This is a genomic window from Aminobacterium sp. UBA4908 (assembly GCF_002398115.1).
GTDB lineage: Bacteria > Synergistota > Synergistia > Synergistales > Aminobacteriaceae > Aminobacterium > Aminobacterium mobile.
On the sequence record NZ_DHCG01000001.1, the window covers coordinates 71,293 to 90,413 of the forward strand.

At 44.3% G+C, this 19,121-nt stretch carries 19 protein-coding genes and 2 other annotated features; of the genes, 3 read left to right on the forward strand and 16 right to left on the reverse strand.

Features of this window, described 5'->3' with window-relative positions:
* Positions 1 to 59: 59 nt before the first annotated feature.
* The 6 genes from rpmI to rpsO all read right to left on the reverse strand — a co-directional run bounded on the left by rpmI (position 60) and on the right by rpsO (position 6,472).
* Positions 60 to 257 carry a 50S ribosomal protein L35 gene (rpmI, locus tag B4J50_RS00315; RefSeq protein ID WP_286846325.1) on the reverse strand — a complete coding sequence of 66 codons (198 nt, stop codon included), beginning with the start codon at positions 255 to 257 and terminating at the stop codon, positions 60 to 62.
* 43 nt (positions 258 to 300) lie between these two features.
* Positions 301 to 924 (reverse strand): translation initiation factor IF-3, encoded by a 624-nt coding sequence (gene infC, locus B4J50_RS00320; protein ID WP_024822476.1) that lies wholly within the window; start codon positions 922 to 924, stop codon positions 301 to 303.
* A gap of 19 nt (positions 925 to 943) precedes the next feature.
* Positions 944 to 1,068 (reverse strand) — a sequence feature (ribosomal protein L20 leader region).
* Between the two features lie 38 nt (positions 1,069 to 1,106).
* Entirely contained in the window at positions 1,107 to 3,011 is a 1,905-nt protein-coding gene (thrS, locus tag B4J50_RS00325) for a threonine--tRNA ligase (RefSeq protein ID WP_286846326.1), read from the reverse strand.
* Between the two features lie 44 nt (positions 3,012 to 3,055).
* Positions 3,056 to 3,285, reverse strand: a binding site (T-box leader).
* A gap of 61 nt (positions 3,286 to 3,346) precedes the next feature.
* Positions 3,347 to 3,787: a dUTP diphosphatase gene (gene dut / locus B4J50_RS00330; protein WP_286846327.1), complete on the reverse strand. Its 441-nt coding sequence runs from the start codon at positions 3,785 to 3,787 to the stop codon at positions 3,347 to 3,349.
* Positions 3,784 to 6,060, reverse strand: coding sequence for a polyribonucleotide nucleotidyltransferase (locus B4J50_RS00335; protein WP_286846328.1), 2,277 nt, complete (start codon positions 6,058 to 6,060; stop codon positions 3,784 to 3,786). The genes dut and B4J50_RS00335 overlap by 4 nt, the downstream gene beginning before the upstream one ends.
* A 145-nt stretch (positions 6,061 to 6,205) precedes the next feature.
* Positions 6,206 to 6,472, reverse strand: a complete 267-nt coding sequence (gene rpsO, locus B4J50_RS00340; protein WP_024822480.1) for a 30S ribosomal protein S15 — start codon at positions 6,470 to 6,472, stop codon at positions 6,206 to 6,208.
* Between the two features lie 253 nt (positions 6,473 to 6,725).
* Here rpsO and B4J50_RS00345 point away from each other — a divergent pair, with 253 nt between their 5' ends.
* Both B4J50_RS00345 and B4J50_RS00350 read left to right on the forward strand, forming a co-directional pair.
* Complete coding sequence (locus B4J50_RS00345; protein WP_286846329.1) at positions 6,726 to 7,406, forward strand: response regulator transcription factor; 681 nt, start codon at positions 6,726 to 6,728, stop codon at positions 7,404 to 7,406.
* 118 nt (positions 7,407 to 7,524) lie between these two features.
* Entirely contained in the window at positions 7,525 to 8,535 is a 1,011-nt protein-coding gene (locus B4J50_RS00350) for a sensor histidine kinase (protein ID WP_286846330.1), read from the forward strand.
* An 88-nt stretch (positions 8,536 to 8,623) separates the two neighbouring features.
* Here the strand turns inward: B4J50_RS00350 and B4J50_RS00355 are convergent, their stop codons facing one another.
* The 8 genes from B4J50_RS00355 to B4J50_RS00390 form a co-directional block, all read right to left on the reverse strand.
* Positions 8,624 to 10,027, reverse strand: coding sequence for a DegQ family serine endoprotease (locus B4J50_RS00355; RefSeq protein ID WP_286846331.1), 1,404 nt, complete (start codon positions 10,025 to 10,027; stop codon positions 8,624 to 8,626).
* 128 nt (positions 10,028 to 10,155) lie between these two features.
* Positions 10,156 to 10,917, reverse strand: a complete 762-nt coding sequence (locus B4J50_RS00360) for a prolipoprotein diacylglyceryl transferase (protein WP_286846332.1) — start codon at positions 10,915 to 10,917, stop codon at positions 10,156 to 10,158.
* Between the two features lie 3 nt (positions 10,918 to 10,920).
* Complete coding sequence (gene jag / locus B4J50_RS00365; RefSeq protein ID WP_286846334.1) at positions 10,921 to 11,559, reverse strand: RNA-binding cell elongation regulator Jag/EloR; 639 nt, start codon at positions 11,557 to 11,559, stop codon at positions 10,921 to 10,923.
* A 40-nt stretch (positions 11,560 to 11,599) separates the two neighbouring features.
* Complete coding sequence (locus B4J50_RS00370; protein ID WP_286846336.1) at positions 11,600 to 12,391, reverse strand: YidC/Oxa1 family membrane protein insertase; 792 nt, start codon at positions 12,389 to 12,391, stop codon at positions 11,600 to 11,602.
* Positions 12,392 to 12,405: 14 nt separating this feature from the next.
* Positions 12,406 to 12,651 (reverse strand): membrane protein insertion efficiency factor YidD, encoded by a 246-nt coding sequence (gene yidD, locus B4J50_RS00375; RefSeq protein WP_286846337.1) that lies wholly within the window; start codon positions 12,649 to 12,651, stop codon positions 12,406 to 12,408.
* Complete coding sequence (locus B4J50_RS00380) at positions 12,652 to 13,026, reverse strand: ribonuclease P protein component (RefSeq protein WP_286846338.1); 375 nt, start codon at positions 13,024 to 13,026, stop codon at positions 12,652 to 12,654. It lies immediately after the preceding gene.
* A gap of 26 nt (positions 13,027 to 13,052) precedes the next feature.
* On the reverse strand, positions 13,053 to 13,217 hold the full coding sequence (gene rpmH, locus B4J50_RS00385) for a 50S ribosomal protein L34 (RefSeq protein WP_414630720.1): 165 nt from the start codon (positions 13,215 to 13,217) through the stop codon (positions 13,053 to 13,055).
* 45 nt (positions 13,218 to 13,262) lie between these two features.
* Complete coding sequence (locus tag B4J50_RS00390; RefSeq protein ID WP_286846340.1) at positions 13,263 to 15,227, reverse strand: ATP-dependent DNA helicase; 1,965 nt, start codon at positions 15,225 to 15,227, stop codon at positions 13,263 to 13,265.
* A 102-nt stretch (positions 15,228 to 15,329) separates the two neighbouring features.
* On the opposite strand from B4J50_RS00390, the gene rpsT reads away from it, so the two are divergent.
* Positions 15,330 to 15,620, forward strand: coding sequence for a 30S ribosomal protein S20 (gene rpsT, locus B4J50_RS00395; protein ID WP_286846342.1), 291 nt, complete (start codon positions 15,330 to 15,332; stop codon positions 15,618 to 15,620).
* Positions 15,621 to 15,679: 59 nt separating this feature from the next.
* On the opposite strand, the gene holA is transcribed toward rpsT, so the two are convergent.
* The gene (gene holA, locus B4J50_RS00400) at positions 15,680 to 16,531 is read right to left on the reverse strand and encodes a DNA polymerase III subunit delta (RefSeq protein ID WP_286953869.1); all 852 of its coding nucleotides are present in this window, start codon (positions 16,529 to 16,531) and stop codon (positions 15,680 to 15,682) included.
* Between the two features lie 89 nt (positions 16,532 to 16,620).
* Complete coding sequence (leuS, locus tag B4J50_RS00405; protein WP_286846345.1) at positions 16,621 to 19,107, reverse strand: leucine--tRNA ligase; 2,487 nt, start codon at positions 19,105 to 19,107, stop codon at positions 16,621 to 16,623.
* Positions 19,108 to 19,121 lie beyond the last annotated feature (14 nt).

The following is a 19,121-nucleotide window of genomic DNA, read 5'->3' on the forward strand; positions in this document are numbered from 1 at the left end:
ATGTCACCTCTTTCAATCTATCTATTAAAAGTTTTAAAATCTATGAATGCATCTTGCCCCTAGCTATAAGGAAGCAGCCGTTTCATATCTGTAGTCAATGCATCAGAAACATATCCAGCCTTACGAAGACGACGAATTCTGCTTCTGCTCTTCCCTGTCAAAAGGTGCCCTCTTCCATTTTTCCTATAAGCAAACTTTCCAGTACCTGTAGCTGCAAATCTTTTTTTCGCACCAGAATGGGATTTCAATTTAGGCATAATAAATACCCCCTTCCAATAAAGAAATATAATCCTCCAACGTTTATTCAGTTTTTCCAGAGGAAGAACCCTGGTTCGGATTATCGGTGTTTTGATTGTTCTGGTCTTTTTTCGGCTGTTTATTACTCCCTTCCTTGGGCTTTACCGGCCCTGCAGGAGTAATCATTATCCTCATATAGCGGCCTTCCATTCGAGGTTCGCCTTCATGTTTCCCCAAGCCTTCGCAATCGCGAATCACTCTCTCCAAAACCTCCCGCCCCTTGTCAAGGAAAGCCATCTCACGACCACGGAAGAAGACAGAGACCTTTACTCGATGCCCATTCTTCAAGAAATTCTGCACAGCCCGAACCTTAAAATCATAATCGTGCTCATCAATTTTCGGGCGCATCTTCATCTCTTTCAAGGTCTGGCCCTTTTGTTTTTTCCTTGCATCCTTTTCTTTTTTCTGCTGCTGATAACGATATTTACCGTAGTCAAGAATGCGACATACAGGCACTTTAGCCTGAGGAGCAACCTCTACAAGGTCCAGCCCTCTTTCTTCAGCCATTCGTAAAGCTTCTTCTACAGCAGTTACACCTATTTTTACTCCGTTTTCATCGATCAGCAGAACTTCCCTCGCGGTAATTTCCTCATTGACGCGGGGTTCCCCTTCTTCTCTCTTGGCTATAACCTTTCACCTCCGTGATAAATATAAAAAAGGGCCGATGGAAAACCACCGGCCCTCATACTGTACGCACACAAATCTTTTACAGTCTAACCAGGCAACAGCTATTCGCGTCACCAGGTGAGAGGGTGGCCTCTACTTTGTTTGATAGAGAGAACTATATCACAGTCTTCTAAATATAGCAATTACCTACAAACAAGAGGGTTAAACTCCTCTTTAAGTAATATATTTAAGAACTTTTCTATAGACATGGCACCGAGATCTCCTTTACTCCTCTCTCGAGGAGCCACTTCTCTATTTGACATCTCCTTTTCCCCAAGGACTACCATATAGGGAATCTTCTGCATTTGAGCGTCACGAATTTTCTTTCCTAACTTCTCATCTCGGCTATCTACTTCCACTCGAATACCTTTATTTGCTAATTGCTCCTGCACTTCCTTGGCATATCCCAAGAAATCTTCAGAAATAGAAAGTAATTTCACCTGCACTGGGGCCAACCAATAGGGGAAAGCGCCGGCATATTGTTCTATAAGTATGCCAAAGAATCTCTCCAAACTTCCTAAAATAGTCCGATGAAGCATTACCGGACGGTGCTCTTTTCCATCAGCGCCTACGTAAGATAGGTCGAATTTCTCAGGCATCTGGAAGTCAAGCTGAATCGTTCCACATTGCCAGGTCCGACCAATACAATCCTCAAGATGAAAATCTATCTTCGGCCCATAAAAAGCCCCATCTCCAGGGTTTATATGATAGTCCATATTAGTTTCCTCTAGCGCCTCTTGCAACGCCCCTTCTGCTACACGCCACTGTTCCTCTGATCCCATGGAATTCTCCGGCCGGGTGGAAAGTTCCATTGTATACTTAAAACCAAAAACGTCTCTGTAAATATACTGACATAATCTCATAATGCCCTTTATTTCATCTTTAACTTGATCTGGCGTACAGTAAAGATGAGCATCATCTTGGGTAAAGCATCGAACCCTCATTAACCCATGCAACACTCCTGATCGCTCATGTCTATGTACTGTGCCAAGCTCCGCCATACGCAACGGGAGATCCCTATAGCTTCGGATCTGGTTTTTATAAATAAGAATTCCACCAGGACAATTCATAGGTTTAATAGCAAAAGGCATCTCATCAATCTCTGTGAAATACATATTATCTCGATAGTGATCCCAGTGCCCAGAGCGGATCCAAAGGCTGCGGTCAAGTATAAGGGGCGTTCTGATCTCGCAATATCCGTTTCTTTCGTGCACCTGCCGCCAGAATTCCGTCAATTTATTGAGAATCACCATACCCTTGGGGTGGAAAAAGGGAAAGCCAGGCCCTTCAGGCTGAATACTAAACAGATCAAGTTCCTTCCCTATTTTCCGATGATCCCTGTTTTTAGCTTCTTCAATTTTTGTAATATACGCTTCCAACGACTCTTCATCAGCAAACGCAGTTCCGTAGACACGAGTTAACATTATGTTTTTCTCGTCGCCCCTCCAATATGCCCCTGCCACTGAAAGAAGTTTAAAGTGTTTTATCCAGGATGTATTGGGGATATGAGGGCCACGACATAAGTCTACATAATCTCCCTGCTTATAGAGACTTACTGTAGGAGCATCTATCTCTTCTATAAGCTCTACCTTATAGATCTCATTGCGCTTCTTAAAAAACTCTATAGCCTCTTCTTTAGAAAGCTCAACCCTTTCAAGAGGAAAAGCTCGCTTCGCTAAGCGATGCATCTCCTTTTCTACTTTTGGAAGATCTTCTTCCGATATAGTTTCCGGCAGTTCCATATCGTAATAAAAGCCATCTTTAATAGAAGGCCCTATCCCAAAACGACTCTCAGGATAAAGAGTCTGGAAGGTCTGTGCCATTAAGTGCGCTGTTGAGTGGCGAAGAATTTCTAACCCTTCCTCGCTCTTTTCATCAACAACTTCAAGCGTTCCGCTCTCATGAATATCTGCCGATAGATCTAGAAGCTGACCATTCAGCTTGGCTGCCACTGCCCCTTTATGGGCACCCCACTTCTTTAAAACGTCTAGAACCTTTCCTTCTTCCAGAGACAATTCCTTGGCATCTGGCCCTTTCAATTCAAACATCTGAATACCTCCCTGCTGAAAATAATTAAGCCCACATCGCTCTTTCTGGAGACGATGTGGGCTTGATCGCGGTTCCACTCCAGTTCCAACTTTTTATTAAAAGTTGGCCCTCTTTGCGCTATAAGGGGCACTCCCCTGCACCTTATCCTTTAAAGGCTTCGATGCCGACTCCAGGATGGTTTTCGTAAAAGTCCGCTGGAAGAGGCTTTCAGCCTATAACCTCTCCTCTCTGTTCAGCTTGAACTTAAACTACTCTTCCCTTCATTGCCGTAGATATTCAGATATGCCTATTTGGCGAGATTTATACTACCTCTGCGCCAGAATGTCAACCAGCATCAATTCATTCCAGTACTTCCAAAACCGCTCTCTCCCCGCTGTGAAAGAGAGAGATTGGAAACTTCTTCCCATTCTAGCTGCGCCACGGAAGCTAGAACCATCTGAGCTATTCTATCTCCTGGTTTTACGTGGTAAGGAGACTCACCGTGGTTAATCAAAATAACCCGTATCTCTCCACGATAATCGCTATCAATAGTGCCTGGAGCATTAAGCACAGTGACGCCCGAGCGTAAAGCTAAACCACTACGAGGTCTCACCTGAGCCTCATAGCCTTCAGGTAACTCTATGTACAGTCCAGTCCCTACGCTTCCCCATCCTCCTGGCTGTAGCACCAACTCTTCTGAAGCCCTAAGATCCACTCCTGATGAATAAGGGGTCCCGTATTCCGGTAAAGGGATGTCCTTACTTTGCCGGACAATTTTTACCGAAACTCGTCTCATCGGCGAGGGCCTCCCTGAGAGCGGCGATCCTGCCCCCCTCTTTCTTTTCCACTGCGATCATACCCACCGGTACGGCGCCCAGTGCTTGTGGGACGAGTGGCAGCGGCAGCCGCCACCTGAGAAGCAATAAGAGTTTCTCGTGTTTTTTCTTCGTTTAAAGAGGAGGCGAATCCTTCTTTTACCACCCGATCTTCTTGGTCAAAAAGTTTTTTACGAGTCAAATTCGTCCGTCCCATATCATCTATTTCCTTTACCATGACAAGAACAGCATCCCCCACAGAGAAGACATCCTCTACTTTCCCTACACGATGAGGGCTTATCTCGCTTATATGCAAAAGCCCCTCTTTTCCAGGGAGGCACTCTACGAAAGCACCAAAATTCATTATTCTGGTTACCTTCCCGAGATATATCTCTCCTGGCTCTAACTCCTTCGTTAGCCCCCTGATCATAGCAAGAGCTTTTTCTACCCCTTCGCTGGTCGTACTCGCTATATAAACTTCCCCTGAATCTTCTATATTAATTTTCGCACCAGATTCTTGCGTAATGCTGCGAATCATCTTACCACCTGGCCCAATAACATCTCGTATCTTTTCAGGATCAATATGAGTAACGTAAATTCGAGGAGCATACGGAGAAAGTTCCGTAGGCTGGGAAATGGCCGATCCCATAATATTGAGGATAGTCATTCGACCTTCTTGGGCCTGATTCAAAGCTTTCTTAAGGATATCTCGCGTAATACCTCCAGCCTTATTATCCATTTGCAGGGCAGTAACACCGTCTCGAGTTCCAGCAACTTTAAAATCCATATCTCCATAATGATCTTCCAGACCTTGAATATCCGTAAGGATTTCTACTTTTTCTCCCTCTTTGATAAGCCCCATAGCTATTCCAGCCACGTGCTTTTTTATTGGAACTCCGGCTGCCATAAGGGCCAGACTTCCACCACAAATCGAGGCCTGAGAGCTGGAACCATTGGATTCGAGAATATCAGATACTATTCTAACGACATAAGGGAAATCTACTTCATCTGGAATCATGGGGCGCAACGCTCGTTCTGCCAACGCTCCATGACCAATCTCTCTTCGTCCCGGCCCCCTCATGGGGCGAACTTCACCAACAGAGTAAGGAGGGAAATTATAGTGAAGAATGAAGCGTTTATTTGGCTCATCCTGTTTAAGGCCGTCCAAAATCTGATCATCAACACCCATCATACCAAGAGTGGCAACAACAAGCGCTTGAGTCTCACCTCGAGTAAATAAAGCTGAGCCGTGTACCCGTGGCAATACGTCCACTTCACATGTGATGGGACGAATTTGGTTCATTGCTCGCCCATCGACTCGTACATGTTCGTCTAGAATACGGGCTCGCATAGTCTTTTTAACCATCTCATCAACCGCAGCGCTAATGTACCCTTCAGATTCAGGATAGGTTTCTGCAAAACGGTCTATTGCTGTATCTTTAATAGACTGAATCCTATCTGCCCGGGGTTTCTTCTTATGAATACACACCGCTTCATAGACACTTTGCTGCATTGATTCATGGAGCCATTGATCTATATCTGGCAATACCTCTGGGGCTGGTATTTCTACCTTTTCTTTCCCCATCTCTTTCCGCATCTCTTCCTGCAGCGCCACTATCTTTTTTATCTCTGCATGGGCCAGATCCAAAGCATCTACAAGAAGTTCTTCCGATACTTCATTAGCTCCAGCCTCCACCATTGTAATACCATCTTTATGACCAGAAACAAGCAAATCCAGTTTAGAATTTGCCATCATTTCTTCTGTCGGATTCACTACAAGCTGATCATCTATATACCCGATTCGCACCGCGCCAATAGGGCCTCCCCAAGGGATCTCAGAAATCATAAGGGCTGCAGAAGCTGCGTTAATGGCCAACACACTCGGCGGGTTCAACTGATCTACAGATAGAACCGTAGCCACAACCTGAACTTCGTATCTCAGATTTTCATCAAAGAGGGATCGGATGGACCTATCCACAACTCTAGCACTCAATATAGCCGTTTCAGTAGGACGTCCTTCTCTTTTAATAAACCCACCTGGAATTTTCCCGGCCGAATAATAACGTTCCTCAAAATCCACCACTAATGGGAAAAAATCTATTCCCGTTCTCGGGGTATCGTTGATACAGGCAGTTGTTAAAACTACTGTATCTCCAACTTGGGCTACAACAGCTCCATTCGCTTGTTTAGCCACTTTCCCCATCTCAAAGGTCATAAGCTGACCTCCGATCTCGATTGAAAATTTCTTTTCCATACGTTGTTCCTCCTCTATTTTCTACCTCTTCGAAATTCACTGGATAAGAATAACACATTGAGCAAAAAAAGTGCGAGAGCCAACAGCCGCTCTCGCACAAAACTTTCATTCTTTTTTAAGAAAAAAAGATCTAATCTTCACTCGATTAGTGACGAAGCCCAAGTCGCTCAATCAGCTCTTTGTATCTGTTAAAATCTTTGTCTCTCAGATAGCGAAGAAGCTTACGCCGCTTACCAACCATCTTAAGAAGCCCCCGTCTTGAATGGAAGTCATTCGTATGCTTTTTCATGTGTTCCGTCAGTTCTCTAATGCGAGTGGTTAACATTGCAACCTGAACCTCAGGAGACCCAGTATCAGCACTGTGTGTACGAAATTCCTCAATGATCTGCTGTTTCTGCTCTTTCTCTAGCATATAACTCACCTCATAGGCTAAAATCCCGAAACCAAGAAATACATCTACCTGTATATCCTAGTAAAGGGTCTTAGCAATATTATCACGATGATAAGATTCTGACAATTGCCCATTCCGTAGAAAAATACCCTCGGCAAAAATACAGAATTTTATAGAATATCTAATTCTGCACTCGACATGGTTTTAAAGATATGGTTAAATAATAAAGAGTTAACGTAAATTGCAAAAATCTAGGAGCGGGGGGGGGATAGACATGTCGTTGCTTATTATCGAAGATAATAAGGATCTTGTCCAGGTTCTCGCCGAAGGCTTTGCAGAGAGTGGGTACTCTGTGGAGCGAGCTTATACAGGAGAAGAGGGCCTGGAGAAGGCAAAGAATCCAGAATGTGAATGTATTATTCTGGACCTTATGTTGCCAGGAATTAGCGGTCTAGAAGTACTTGACAGACTTCGGGCCGACGGAGTAGTTACACCTATCATTATTTTGACAGCCAAAGACAGCGTAGACGATAAAGTGGAAGGCCTCAATAAAGGTGCAGATGATTTTCTTGTAAAACCTTTTGATTTCCGCGAGCTACTTGCACGTGTTAGAACGTTGTTAAGACGGAATGTAGACCTACAACATCATTTACTTCACTGTGGACCTCTCACAATGGATCCTGTTGCTCGGGAATGCCGAGTAGAAAATGATGTTTTACCACTGAGAAGAAGAGAGTTCGATATCTTGGATCTTCTTTTGCGTCATGAAAATCAGGTTTTTACCAGGGAAAAGATTATTTCTCAAGTTTGGCAAAAAGAATATGATGGAACGAGCAACGTAGTGGATGTCCATATTAAATATTTGCGAGACAAGCTTCGCGAATACGGTTTGGACACAATTGTAGTAACCGTACGAGGAGTAGGGTATAAAGTTAGTTGCCCCGAGTGCAGTTAAACGGGCGCCAACAATGCGCCAGTGATAAGCTTTGCGACCTCGCAAACTACTCAAACTACTGAAGAGATTCTCTTATAATGTTATAACAAGACGGGGGGGCAATCTGAAGTTAGTCAGGTTGTCCCTTTTTGCCATGCTTGTTATTTTTGTCTCTATTGTAGCTGGCATCTGGTCCTATAAGACCGGGAAAATTATCATTGCGCACTTGTTCTGGGCCGTAACAATTGTAATTCTTACTTTTCTTTTTTGTTATTGGCATATGGAGCTCCGTTTTATGATCCCCCTCCGAAAGGTAGCTATCAGTTTACATAAACAGCGAAAGAAAGAAGACCATGTTCGAATCCCTTTTCTCGGGGAGCAACCAGTACTAGTGGAACTGCGCAATAACGTAAACGACCTTCTGAACCAGTATGACGAATCCATGGCTCAGCTTAAGCAGCTTTCTGCCGATACAAGTCACGAACTGAGAACGCCTCTTTCCGTTATAAAAGGGAAAATAGAGATAGCCCTTATGACCCCAAGAGAACCTCAATATTACCAACAAAAGTTTGAAGAAATTCGAATGCATGTAGATAATATGCAGCAAATAGTCGAGGCCATTTTGGAGCTATCCCGTTTCTCAAAATTTGCAGGTCCCGAATGGATGGAGCCAATAGACCTTCTTATGGCCGCCGATGAAGCCTGTGAAAACATGGCTCCTCTCATAAAGAAATCAAGACACCAAATCCTGAAGCAGAAGCTTTCTTTTGCTCCAGTTTTTGGGAGCCTGGATTTGCTTACTCGGGTCGTCTCAAACCTTTTAGATAATGCCAGCAAATACACTCCCGAAGGGGGAACCATCGGAGTGGAAACATGGAGCGATATAAAAAAGCAAAAAGCTTATCTGAGGGTATGGGATACAGGACAAGGTATGGATGAATATGCCATTCAAAAGTGCCGAGATCTCTTTTGGCGTGCCGATACTGCTCGAACTGGCGGCGGCTATGGACTTGGCCTCTCTTTGGTACAACGTATAGCAGAACTCCATCGAGCTCAAATGGATATACAATCAACAATTGGGAAGGGGTCTTCGTTCACCCTTGCTTTTAAGTTAGACAGTAACGCACTTTCCGATTATGACACCTACTAAACAACCCGAGAGCTTCTGGGATGTGACTCCCCTAGAAGCTCTCGGGTATTATTTTATTTGATTTTGATTATGAGTTAAAACAAACTCACTAAAAACTCATAGACACAAAGAACGTTCGTCCATCCCGCGCAAGAAGAAGCACCACAGAACGGTCTTTCTCACCAACAGCCCTATCCAAGTCGCTTACTTTGGCTATTTTTCGCCCGTTAGCTTCTAAAATCATATCTCCCTCTCGAATGCCCGACCTCATAGCAAAAGAGCCAGCTTCAACCCCAACTATAACAATACCATCATCTCTCTTAAGTCCATACTTCGAACGCAGCTGACTTGTAACATCACTCACCCGCAAACCGATGGTACTTAAAAGCTCTGAAGTCTTAGGAGCCTGAGTTGTATCCTCTGCCCCATCTGGAGAAGAAGATACTTCTGCCAACTTCACCGTTACTTTTTGCACATCTCTTTTCCTGACGATGTCAATCTCTACTTTGTCTCCAGCCATAGATTGCCGAATTTTATAGACAAAATCTTGATGGTTTTTAATTTTATTCCCATTTACAGCTGTTACTACATCTCCACGCTGAAGCCCAGCCTTTGCCGCAGGAGAGCCCGGAACCACATCGCTAATAACAGCTCCTTCCTCTTCTTTTACGCCATAAGCTGAGGCAAATTCCTTGGTAAGAGGCTGGACATACACTCCTAACCATCCTCGTTTAACTTTGCCATATTTTACCAAGTCATTCATAACCTGCTTCGCCATGTTTATAGGAATAGCAAAACCTATCCCTTGAGCATACGGGACAATAGCGCTATTAATGCCCACTACTTCCCCAGAAAGATTAATGAGGGGGCCGCCGCTATTCCCAGGGTTAATGGCCGCATCAGTTTGTAAAAAACCTTCAAAATTAACATCTCCAGCATGGATACTTCTATTTTTAGCAGAAATAACTCCCACCGTTACAGTGTGTTCAAGTCCAAAGGGGTTTCCTATGGCTACGACCCACTCCCCTACCTCCAAACGATCAGAATCACCCAAGTTTAATACAGGAAGTTTCTTTGCTTCGATCTTAATGACAGCCAAATCAAAAGTGGGATCTGTGCCAAGAACCTTCGCCGGAAACGTTCGGCCATCCGAAAGAGTCACTGTAATTTTATCAGCACCTTCTACTACATGGTTATTTGTCAAAATCTGTCCCTCTTCTGTTACAACAAAACCAGAGCCACGACCCTTCATTGGAATAGTGCGAGAAAATCGTTGAAACTCATCGCCAAAGAACTGCCTGAAGATAGGGTCATCAGGGAAAGGCATTACTGACCGAGTAACCATGGTTTCCACGTCAATATTCACTACTGCTGGAGACGTTTCTTTTGCTATCTTAGCCACCGGATTCCCCGTAAAAACATCCTGCGCCAATATAGGAGTCGTGCTCATGACCCCGAAAAGAACCGCCAAAACGGCGATAAAAGCAATCACATTACACGTTCTTTTCACCATACTTCACCTCCGCTAAAATATCTCTTGTTCATTACACTCTTATTGTATAAGGATTAAAGGAAAAGGCATCGTAGGTTTTACCTATCTCATAATAATGAACTTTCCTGGTCTCGGCGCTGCTACTAAAACTATGGTCGACGCATTTGAACAATGGAAAAGACACCCCATACTGCACCTGTGATTACAAGAAAGGAACTGCTCATAAAAAATGAACGCCTTTGGGCAAACCAATCGATACGCAAAGGATCGATAAGGAAGCGGGAACAACCATATAAAAAGCAAAAAAGAGGCCAAAGAATCGCTTGGTGATGTTTTCTTTCTAATGCACCTATTCGTCCCTCTACTTCTTGAAGAATCCAGAGTATTGCAAGGGCACTAAAAGCATAATAAAGCTCTGTAGGATGACGAAGAAGCCGATTTGGGTCAATGGGAAAACGTATCCCCCAAGGAAAAGAAGTCTCCACTCCGGCGCAACATCCGTTCAAAAAGCACCCCCATCTTCCTATAGCAAGAACTACGGAAGCAGGCAAAGCAGAAGCCTCTGTAACTCGCCATAATGGGATCTTCCGTACCCATAAAATGATAAGGGTGCCCAAAACTCCTCCTATAAAAGCATGGAAGGAAGAAAGACCTCCCTCTCCAAAATAAAACAAGCGCAGGGGATTTTCCCAAATAATGCCAGGATGCTTAAGATATATACTGACGCTCATTCCCGCTATAATACCTAAACCTGCTCCTGACAATAAAAATATTACATCATGTGGAAGCAGCCCATAGCGAATCACTGAACGAGAGTATGTCCATAAAAAACCTACAAATAAAGCAACGGTCCACAGCATATAATAGCTGTAGACCGTAAAAGAACCAAGATGGAACAAGACCTGATGCATCTTTTAATAGCGTCGCTTTCCTCGCTGGGATAGCGTAGGGCAAATTATAACTTTTCGAGACGGCTCTTCCCCCACAGATCGAGTGGTTACATCTTCTCTATCCTTCAGTGCCAAATGGATAATCCGTCGCTCCCAACTCGTCATAGGCTCAAGATAGGCAGGTTTCCCTCTTCGTATAGCCTTTCTGGCAGCAGCAAGAGCTAAACGTTGAAGACTTGCCTCTCTTCTATCACGGTACCCATCGCTATCTAGATGGAGACGCCCCTCTCTATTTTCATCACGAAGCATTAGGTTCAGCAAATATTCCATGGCTTTCAATGTCTCTCCGTATTTGCCAATAACAATACCTGCATCTTCTCCAGAAAGATTCAAAACTCCTTCTTCGGAACCGTCTACTGTAACAGACAAATTCATGAAAGATAAAAGATCTGTGGCCACCTCTTCCCCTTTCAAAACACAAAGAGGGGCTATTGGCCATACTTCTACTCGAAGTTTTCTTCCCAGCAAACCAAAAAAGCTTTTTTCCTCTTCTATAATTTTGACAAAGAAATCGTCAGGGTTCAAACCAAACCGAGCCGCAGCCTGTTTTTTAGCTTCTTCAACAGAACTTACTTCGAACACCATTTTGTCCTGCTCTGTCATTGATAGTCCTCCCTCAACACAAAACCCTGTGCAGGATATGCTACTCTTCTCCTTTTCCAGAGGGTCTATTTTTATGAAGTACGGGCTTATTCTGTAACTCCACAGCAGTTTTTTTGGTAATCCACCACTGCTGAGCAACTCCCAGAAAAGAAGAAACCCCCCAATAAAGCAAAACGCCTCCCGGCAAACTAAGACAAATGAAGGTCAGGAAAAGAGGCATAAACCAGCTCATCATTGCCGCTTGCGGATTCCCAGAAGAACTCAGTTGTTGCTGAGCCCACGTAAGAAATCCCACCACCACAAGGAGAAGAAGGTTGCCGCCATATACAGAAACATGTACCAATCCAGCAGGATTTGAAAGGATTCCAGAGAGGACAGTCATGGCTCCAATTTTCGTTTCAGCAGAAAGAGATACCGCCTTTGCCAAGGTCGTTAAAACCGACCCTTCAAGGCTGATAAATCCTAAAAAAGGTTCACTGCCAAAATTGTAATTCATAAGCAACCGGAAAAGAAGGATCAAGATCGGAAGTTGTACGAGAAGAGGTAAACATCCAGCAGCTGGATTCACCTTATTTTCCTTGTACAAATTCATAATCTCTCTGTTAAGAGTCTCCTTGTCATCCTTATATTTCTCTTGCAGCATTTTCATACGGGGTTGCAGCACCTGCATTTTCTGCATGCTTACCATCTGTTTATGCGTTAGAGGGTGAAGCAAAACCCTCACAGCTAGAGTCAGCAAAATAATAGCCAGACCCCACGATCCTGTCAAATTATGAAGTGTTTCCAAGATAAGAAGCATAAAATCCCCTGCTGCTTTCCAGAGAGCACCCACTCTATTCACCATCCTCAATCAGAATTATGCAATTTAGGGTTATTAGGCACAGGATCATATCCTCCAGGGTGCCAAGGACCGCATTTTAAAATACGAATCACCCCGAGACGTATACCTGTCAATACCCCATATTTCTCTATGGCCTCAAGAGTATATTGAGAGCAAGTAGGATAAAATCGGCAATTTTTGCCCAACATAGGAGAGATACATTTTTGATAGAAACGAATCGCCGCTACAGCACATTGCGTTCCTATTTTCATTCAATTATCACTTCGATCCTTCTCAAGATCCCACTTTTCTCCTGGCCATACATCGTTAAGAAGCCCTAACCCTTTCAACAACTTGGCCATATCATAATATACTTCTCGGCTTCCTGCAGAAAGCCCTGCTGTACGAAGAGAGAAAACATACCAATATGGCCCTTTCATCCAAGGGAGAAGCCGACGGACTCCTTCCCTTAAAATACGTCTCCCCCTGTTGCGAACATGCGCTTTCCCTTGACGCTTCCCCACTGCAAAACCGACTCTGGTACAGCTATCTGGCGCCTGAACAAACAGCAACCGCACCAGCTCGCCTTTGGAGCGACTGCCGGTGCGGAAAACATGATCATATTCCCAACCCTTTTTGAGTCGCACAGAGCGTGAATACCCGAGTTTCAAAGCTACACAGTCAGGCGTTTACGCCCCTTGCGTCTCCGGTTGCGAAGAATTCTCAATCCGCTGGGAGAGCTGGAACGGGCAAGGAAACCCATTTTTCTCTTTCGCGGTCTATTATGGGGCTGAAAAGTACCTTTATTCACGACTACACCTCCCAGAAACAAAGTCACACACAGACGCAAAAAGACTGAAAATCAATCAGCTTTGATACTATATCACACCGTTTTCCCATGAGCAACAGAATTGGTTTTAACAGATAATCGTCTTATAGGTACTGGTGGCAAATCTCTACGTATATGCCAGCTCTGCCTATCTATTACACGGCCATCGAGAATAACGGCTCTGCCACGATCATGACTGGAACGAATGAGACGACCTATAGCTTGGCGAAGGAGCATACGAGCTTGAGGAAGAGTTACAGAAAGAAATGCTTTTTTCCCCTCTAATTCGTTCCTGGCCTGTATTATGGGATCTTTGGGATGGGGGAATGGAATGCGATCGATAATGACTTGCGTTAACCCTTCTCCCGGAACATCAACCCCTTCTCTAAAAGAAACGCTGCCGACAAGAACACTGGAGACATCTTCCCTAAAACGTTCCAATAGTTCTGTACGAGGCAAATCGTTCTGGACAAACACATCATAGTCTCTTTTAATTCGCTTCATCCACTCCCCTACTTTTTTGACGAGACGCATAGAGCTTAAAAGGACAAGAGAGCTCCCTCTGTTCTCGTCACAAAGATGCTCCACCACACGACACACACGTTCATCATATCCTTCATCAATCACTCGAAGCCCTAAATCTACAATCAAAACTTCCATTTGATGGGGCAAATCGAAAGGAGAATTCAGAACACACGTTTCAGTTGGTTCTATGCCTGTTTCTCTCTGCCAGAATTCAAAAGAGCCACCCACTGTCATCGTTGCAGACACAGCAAATATTTTTTTCGGGTTTTGAGAATGAAGGCCTTCAGAAACACTAGCAGAACAAACTGTCGGCTCACTTACGAGTATCCGTTTTTCACGCCAGTATGCCCACTCAGGGAAGTGCTCAACAGCCAAGCACCAAAGAAGAGAATCAGAAAAAAGCCTCAACTCTTCTACCCAAGCTAGAGCTATAGCCAACTGATCTTCATCTCTATTAAACCCCTCATCGGCTCTAAACTCGTCCACCTGATCTAAGATTTTCAAAGCCTCTTCTATATGGGAAACCACGAGTTGCCCACTACGAAAAAGCTCGTCATTTTTAGAGGGGATTAACACGCCATCTGGAGTTGACACTTCCAATAGTTCAAAAAGACGATTCCCCTCCTCTCTGGCTAATGAGAGTTGATCTCGTAAAGTTATTACATTCTCTTCTCTCGTTTGTAAATAAGATTCCGCTATCGATGCTCCCTTGCTCCGCAATAAACGAACCAGATCTTCCCAAGCAACACTTACAGAAGTTACAGATCGGGCAGCATCTACCATACGATGAGCTTCATCACAGATTAAAATGTGGAAATCTACTGGGAAAGCCTTTCCCGCTCCAAGAACATACGCAAAGTACATATGATAATTAGAAACAACAACATTCCAGTCTTGGGCCTTTTTAAGAGCCTTTTGGACAAAACACTGTTCTCTATAAGGACATCGATGGCCTAGGCACCCTCTCATCTGGGCTGATACCCTGGGGAAAATGGGAGAGTCTGAGGGGAGCTTGAGCTCTGAAAGATCGCCAGTCTCCGTTCTCTGTAACCACTCGGAAAGGTACATAGAAGCCGCACCACTATCTCCAAAAGAAAGGAACCCTTCATGCTCCATCTCTAACGCCCGGCGAAGACACACATAATTGTTTCTCCCTTTGAGAAGCCCATAAGAAAAATGAAGACCTAACACTTCCCCTAAACGAGGTAGGTCTTTTCGAATCAGCTGTTCTTGCAAGGTAATTCCAGCAGTGAGAACCAAAATCTTCTCCTCAGCAGGGATAGCCGCTAAAAGAGCTGGGATAAGAAGTGCAAATGTTTTTCCTACCCCAGTAGGAGCCTCTGCCGCTACAATGCTTTCTTCTCTTGATTCCAATACTTCCCAGACTTTTTGGGCTAATAATAATTGCGGTTCCCTATATTCATAATTATCAAAATGCTTCTCCAAGACCCCTCCTGGAGCAAATATCTGATTCATAGGGCTCTCTATAATCATCGGAATAACCTCTCTTCTCTATGGCGAAACCACAAGTCTATTGCTAATATATCAAAGAGCGTGTTAAAATGTGGTGCGTTTTATGGGGAGGAGGTGAAGGAAATGCCCAACAAGAAGTCCGCAGAAAAAAGGATGAGAACCAGCGAAAAGAACCGGCTTTACAATCGTTATTGGTCGAGCCGCTGCAAAACCGCAGTCAAGAAGGTTCTTGAAGCTGTTGATAATCAGGACACTGAGCTGGCCGAAAAACGACTTCAGGAAGCCCAGAGTGTTATTGATAAGGCTATAGTGAAGGGCGTTATGCATCGAAATACAGGCGCCCGCCGGAAATCGCTTTTAACCAACAAGGTTAAAACTCTCGCCGGAGAAGTTGTTGAAGTCAGCCAGGAATAAGAGGCTTCCACCCATAAAAATTTTGTTTTTTAGCTGAGTAAGGGATCAACGTCCTAGACTCAGCTTTTTTTATGAGAGGTCCTCTTTTGAGACAAAAGCCTTAATACGGATGTCTCCAAGCCCAACCATCCTTTACCTAACCCTGTTTTTTCCCCATAAGAAAAAGCTATTAGTCCCACCAAAAATCTGGAAAGATCTTCTTTAGAATAATTTTTTTTCGCCTCGGCTGCCATTTTCCACGCGTAATTTCGAATGCTCAAAAAGCTCGTGAGCTGCTTCTCTGGTAAAGATGGGAAAAAGGCTTGATAAAGTACAGGCCGAAATCGGTTGTAAATGGCTGCCACTAAAGGTAAAAAAGGCATACTTTCTCTCAGGTGGGGAAAGGCTTTTAGTATCTCTTCTCTATCCCCCTGACATAATCCATCAAGGAGACGAAGAAGGCTATTACGCCCCTCATCGAAAGAAAGAGCTTTGACAATCTCTGACGATATAACCTGTCCCTTCGCAAAAAAGCCAAGTTTCATTATTTCGCTGCGAAGCTCTTCTCCGTCTTCGATCCATTCCACCAATAAAGAAGCAGCTTCACGATCTATTTTTATTCCCTCATTCTTACAAAGCCCCAAAAGCCAGTTCAACCGAGCTGACGGCCAGAATGGAATTTCATCTGCTTTCAAAACAGCGGCATATCGAAGAGCCTCTCGAGGAATATATTTAGAAGGGCTCCCTTCGTAAACAAGAAGAACTGTCGATGACTCATCTCCTTGAAAGAAAGGGACCATTTCTTTAGGGAGGGGACCCAGATCCTCAGCAGACTCTACGACCAGCAGTTGTCGATCAACAAAAAGGCTTTGATTTTGTCCTACGGCTAGGACATCTTGCCAAAAGCCTCCTTCTTTTCTGCCAGAAAGCATGAATCCTTTTTTTTGATACCTTTCTATTGTTTCGGAAAGAAGGCGCCTCTGAGAAGCCTCAGAGGCGCTAATTATCACTATATGGGGCACTAGCCCTTCACCACCACATTAACAAGCTTATCTGGAACAACAATAATCTTCACTACGCCCTTTCCCTCTATTCGACTTCGTACCGCCTCTTCGCCCATAACCTTGTTTTGCAATTCTTCTTTTGAAAGGCCAGCAGGCAAATCTAATCTATGGCGAACTTTGCCATTTATCTGGACTACTATGGTGACTGAATCCAGAACAAGGGCAGAAGGATCAGCTTGGGGCCAGGGGAGCATGGACAGCTGCACATCATTGCCGACAAGCTGCCAGAGTTCTTCACTAATATGAGGGCAGAAAGGGTTAAGGCAAGCCAGCAATGCCTCTACTCCTTCTCTGATAAGAGCCCAATCTTTAGCGTCTTCTGGTTTACATGACGAAGTAGTATTTAAAAGTTCCATGAGCCGAGCAACAGCTGTATTAAACTGTCGTTCCTCTTCTATGTCTCGCGTTACACCAGCAATAGTCGTATGAATTTTCCTTTTGAAATCGCGACGATCCTGCTGGGTTAAACTCTCCATAGCCACTGGCTCTTTAGAAGCATTTTTTAACCCTTCGAGGTTTTCTTCTACATAACGCCAAACTCTGTTGAGGAATCGGTGGTTTCCTTCTACACCTTGCTCAGACCACTCCAGATCATTTCCAGGAGGAGCCGCAAAGAGAATAAAGAGCCGAGCCGTATCAGAACCGTATTTTTTAATAATTTCATCAGGATCTACAACATTCCCTATGGATTTCGACATTTTTGCCCCATCTTTAATGACCATCCCTTGAGTAAGAAGGTTGGTAAAAGGTTCCCGTGCCGTGCACAAACCAAGATCGGCAAAAACCTTCATAAAGAATCGAGAATAGATGAGGTGCATACAGGCATGCTCTATACCACCAATATATTGATCCACTGGCAACCAATAATCAGCGGCTTCCCGAGAAAAGGGTTTCTTATCATTCCATGGGTCAGTATAACGAAGCTGATACCATGAAGAACATATAAAAGTATCCATGGTATCTACCTCACGACGAGCAGGGCCTCCGCATATAGGGCAAACCGTATTACGCCACTCGTCGGCTTCTACCAAAGGAGACTGACCGCCTTCTTTAACCGTCAGATCTGTAGGCAGCAAGACTGGAAGGTCTTTTTCCGGCACAGGAACAACTCCACAATGATCGCAATACACCACAGGAATAGGAGCACCCCAATAACGTTGACGGGAGATAAGCCAATCTCGAATACGGAAGTTCACCTCGCGTTTGCAGAACTTCTTCTCCTCGCCCCAGTCGAGCATACGAACAATAGCTTCTTGAGTAGGCAAGCCACTAAACTCGCCAGAGTTAAAAGATAATCCGTCCTCTTCGAAAGCCTCTTTCATTGTTTCCCCGTCTAGCTTCTCTCCATCAGAGGGCTGAATAACGACTGTCACTGGAATATTATACTTTCTGGCGAACTCGAAGTCTCGCTGATCATGGGCCGGAACTCCCATAATTGCTCCCGTACCGTAATCCATCAAAATATAGTTCGCAATCCACAAGGGAGCTTCTTTGCCAGTTACCGGATTAGTGGCATAGAAACCTGTAAAAATTCCCTTCTTCTCTCCACCTACAGCCGTTCGGTCTATTTCGCTCTGGCTAATACACTCGTCTACAAAAGCCCTAATCTCAGATCCATTAGACGCTTTCTCTATAATAGTTTCTACAAGAGGATGTTCAGGAGCCAACGCCAGGAACGTAACGCCAAAAATCGTGTCAAATCGAGTAGTAAAGGTCTCGATTTGCTGGTCAAGTCCTTTCGCATGGAAAGTAAGACGAGCTCCCTCTGAACGCCCAATCCAATTTTTCTGCATTAGACGCACTCGTTCCGGCCAGCCAGGAAGATGGTCCAGATCGTCAAGAAGTTCCTGCGCATAATCTGTAATGCGGAAAAACCACTGCTCAAGATTTTTCTTCACGACTTTCGTATTACAACGCCAACAGTGTCCTTCGCTATCTACCTGCTCATTCGCCAACACTGTATTACATTTGTTACACCAATTTACCGGCGCCTTCTTCCGGTACGCCAACCCCTTCTTAAAAAGCTGAAGGAAAATCCATTGCGTCCAGCGATAATAATCAGGTTCACATGTCTCTACACATCGTCGCCAGTCGTAGCTACAGCCCATCCGTTTCAACTGATCGATCATGTGTTCAATATTGTTCTTCGTCCACGTATACGGTGGAAGGCCATATTTTAGGGCTGCGTTTTCTGCAGGGAGGCCGAAGGCATCAAACCCCATAGGATGTAAAACATTGTACCCTTTCTTCCATAGGAATCGAGCCATCATATCACCAATGGAATAATTGCGGAGGTGCCCCATATGAAGAGCACCGCTAGGGTAAGGGAACATCTCAAGACAATAAAACTTCTTTTTGGAAGGATCGTTTTCTACGTTAAACGTTCCTTCTTCCTCCCATATTTTTTGCCATTTTTGCTCAATAGAATGGAAATCGTAAGCCATGCATCTGCCTCCTT

Bases quoted from the DNA above. Each gene is read 5' to 3' on its own strand.
- rpmI (WP_286846325.1), bottom strand. From the start codon at position 257: ATGCCTAAATTGAAATCCCATTCTGGTGCGAAAAAAAGATTTGCAGCT.
- thrS (WP_286846326.1), bottom strand. From the start codon at position 3,011: ATGTTTGAATTGAAAGGGCCAGATGCCAAGGAATTGTCTCTGGAAGAA.
- dut (WP_286846327.1), bottom strand. From the start codon at position 3,787: ATGAGACGAGTTTCGGTAAAAATTGTCCGGCAAAGTAAGGACATCCCT.
- B4J50_RS00335 (WP_286846328.1), bottom strand. From the start codon at position 6,060: ATGGAAAAGAAATTTTCAATCGAGATCGGAGGTCAGCTTATGACCTTT.
- rpsO (WP_024822480.1), bottom strand. From the start codon at position 6,472: ATGCTAGAGAAAGAGCAGAAACAGCAGATCATTGAGGAATTTCGTACA.
- B4J50_RS00345 (WP_286846329.1), top strand. From the start codon at position 6,726: ATGTCGTTGCTTATTATCGAAGATAATAAGGATCTTGTCCAGGTTCTC.
- B4J50_RS00355 (WP_286846331.1), bottom strand. From the start codon at position 10,027: ATGGTGAAAAGAACGTGTAATGTGATTGCTTTTATCGCCGTTTTGGCG.
- B4J50_RS00360 (WP_286846332.1), bottom strand. From the start codon at position 10,917: ATGCATCAGGTCTTGTTCCATCTTGGTTCTTTTACGGTCTACAGCTAT.
- jag (WP_286846334.1), bottom strand. From the start codon at position 11,559: ATGACAGAGCAGGACAAAATGGTGTTCGAAGTAAGTTCTGTTGAAGAA.
- yidD (WP_286846337.1), bottom strand. From the start codon at position 12,651: ATGAAAATAGGAACGCAATGTGCTGTAGCGGCGATTCGTTTCTATCAA.
- B4J50_RS00390 (WP_286846340.1), bottom strand. From the start codon at position 15,227: ATGATTATAGAGAGCCCTATGAATCAGATATTTGCTCCAGGAGGGGTC.
- rpsT (WP_286846342.1), top strand. From the start codon at position 15,330: ATGCCCAACAAGAAGTCCGCAGAAAAAAGGATGAGAACCAGCGAAAAG.
- holA (WP_286953869.1), bottom strand. From the start codon at position 16,531: ATGCTTTCTGGCAGAAAAGAAGGAGGCTTTTGGCAAGATGTCCTAGCC.
- leuS (WP_286846345.1), bottom strand. From the start codon at position 19,107: ATGGCTTACGATTTCCATTCTATTGAGCAAAAATGGCAAAAAATATGG.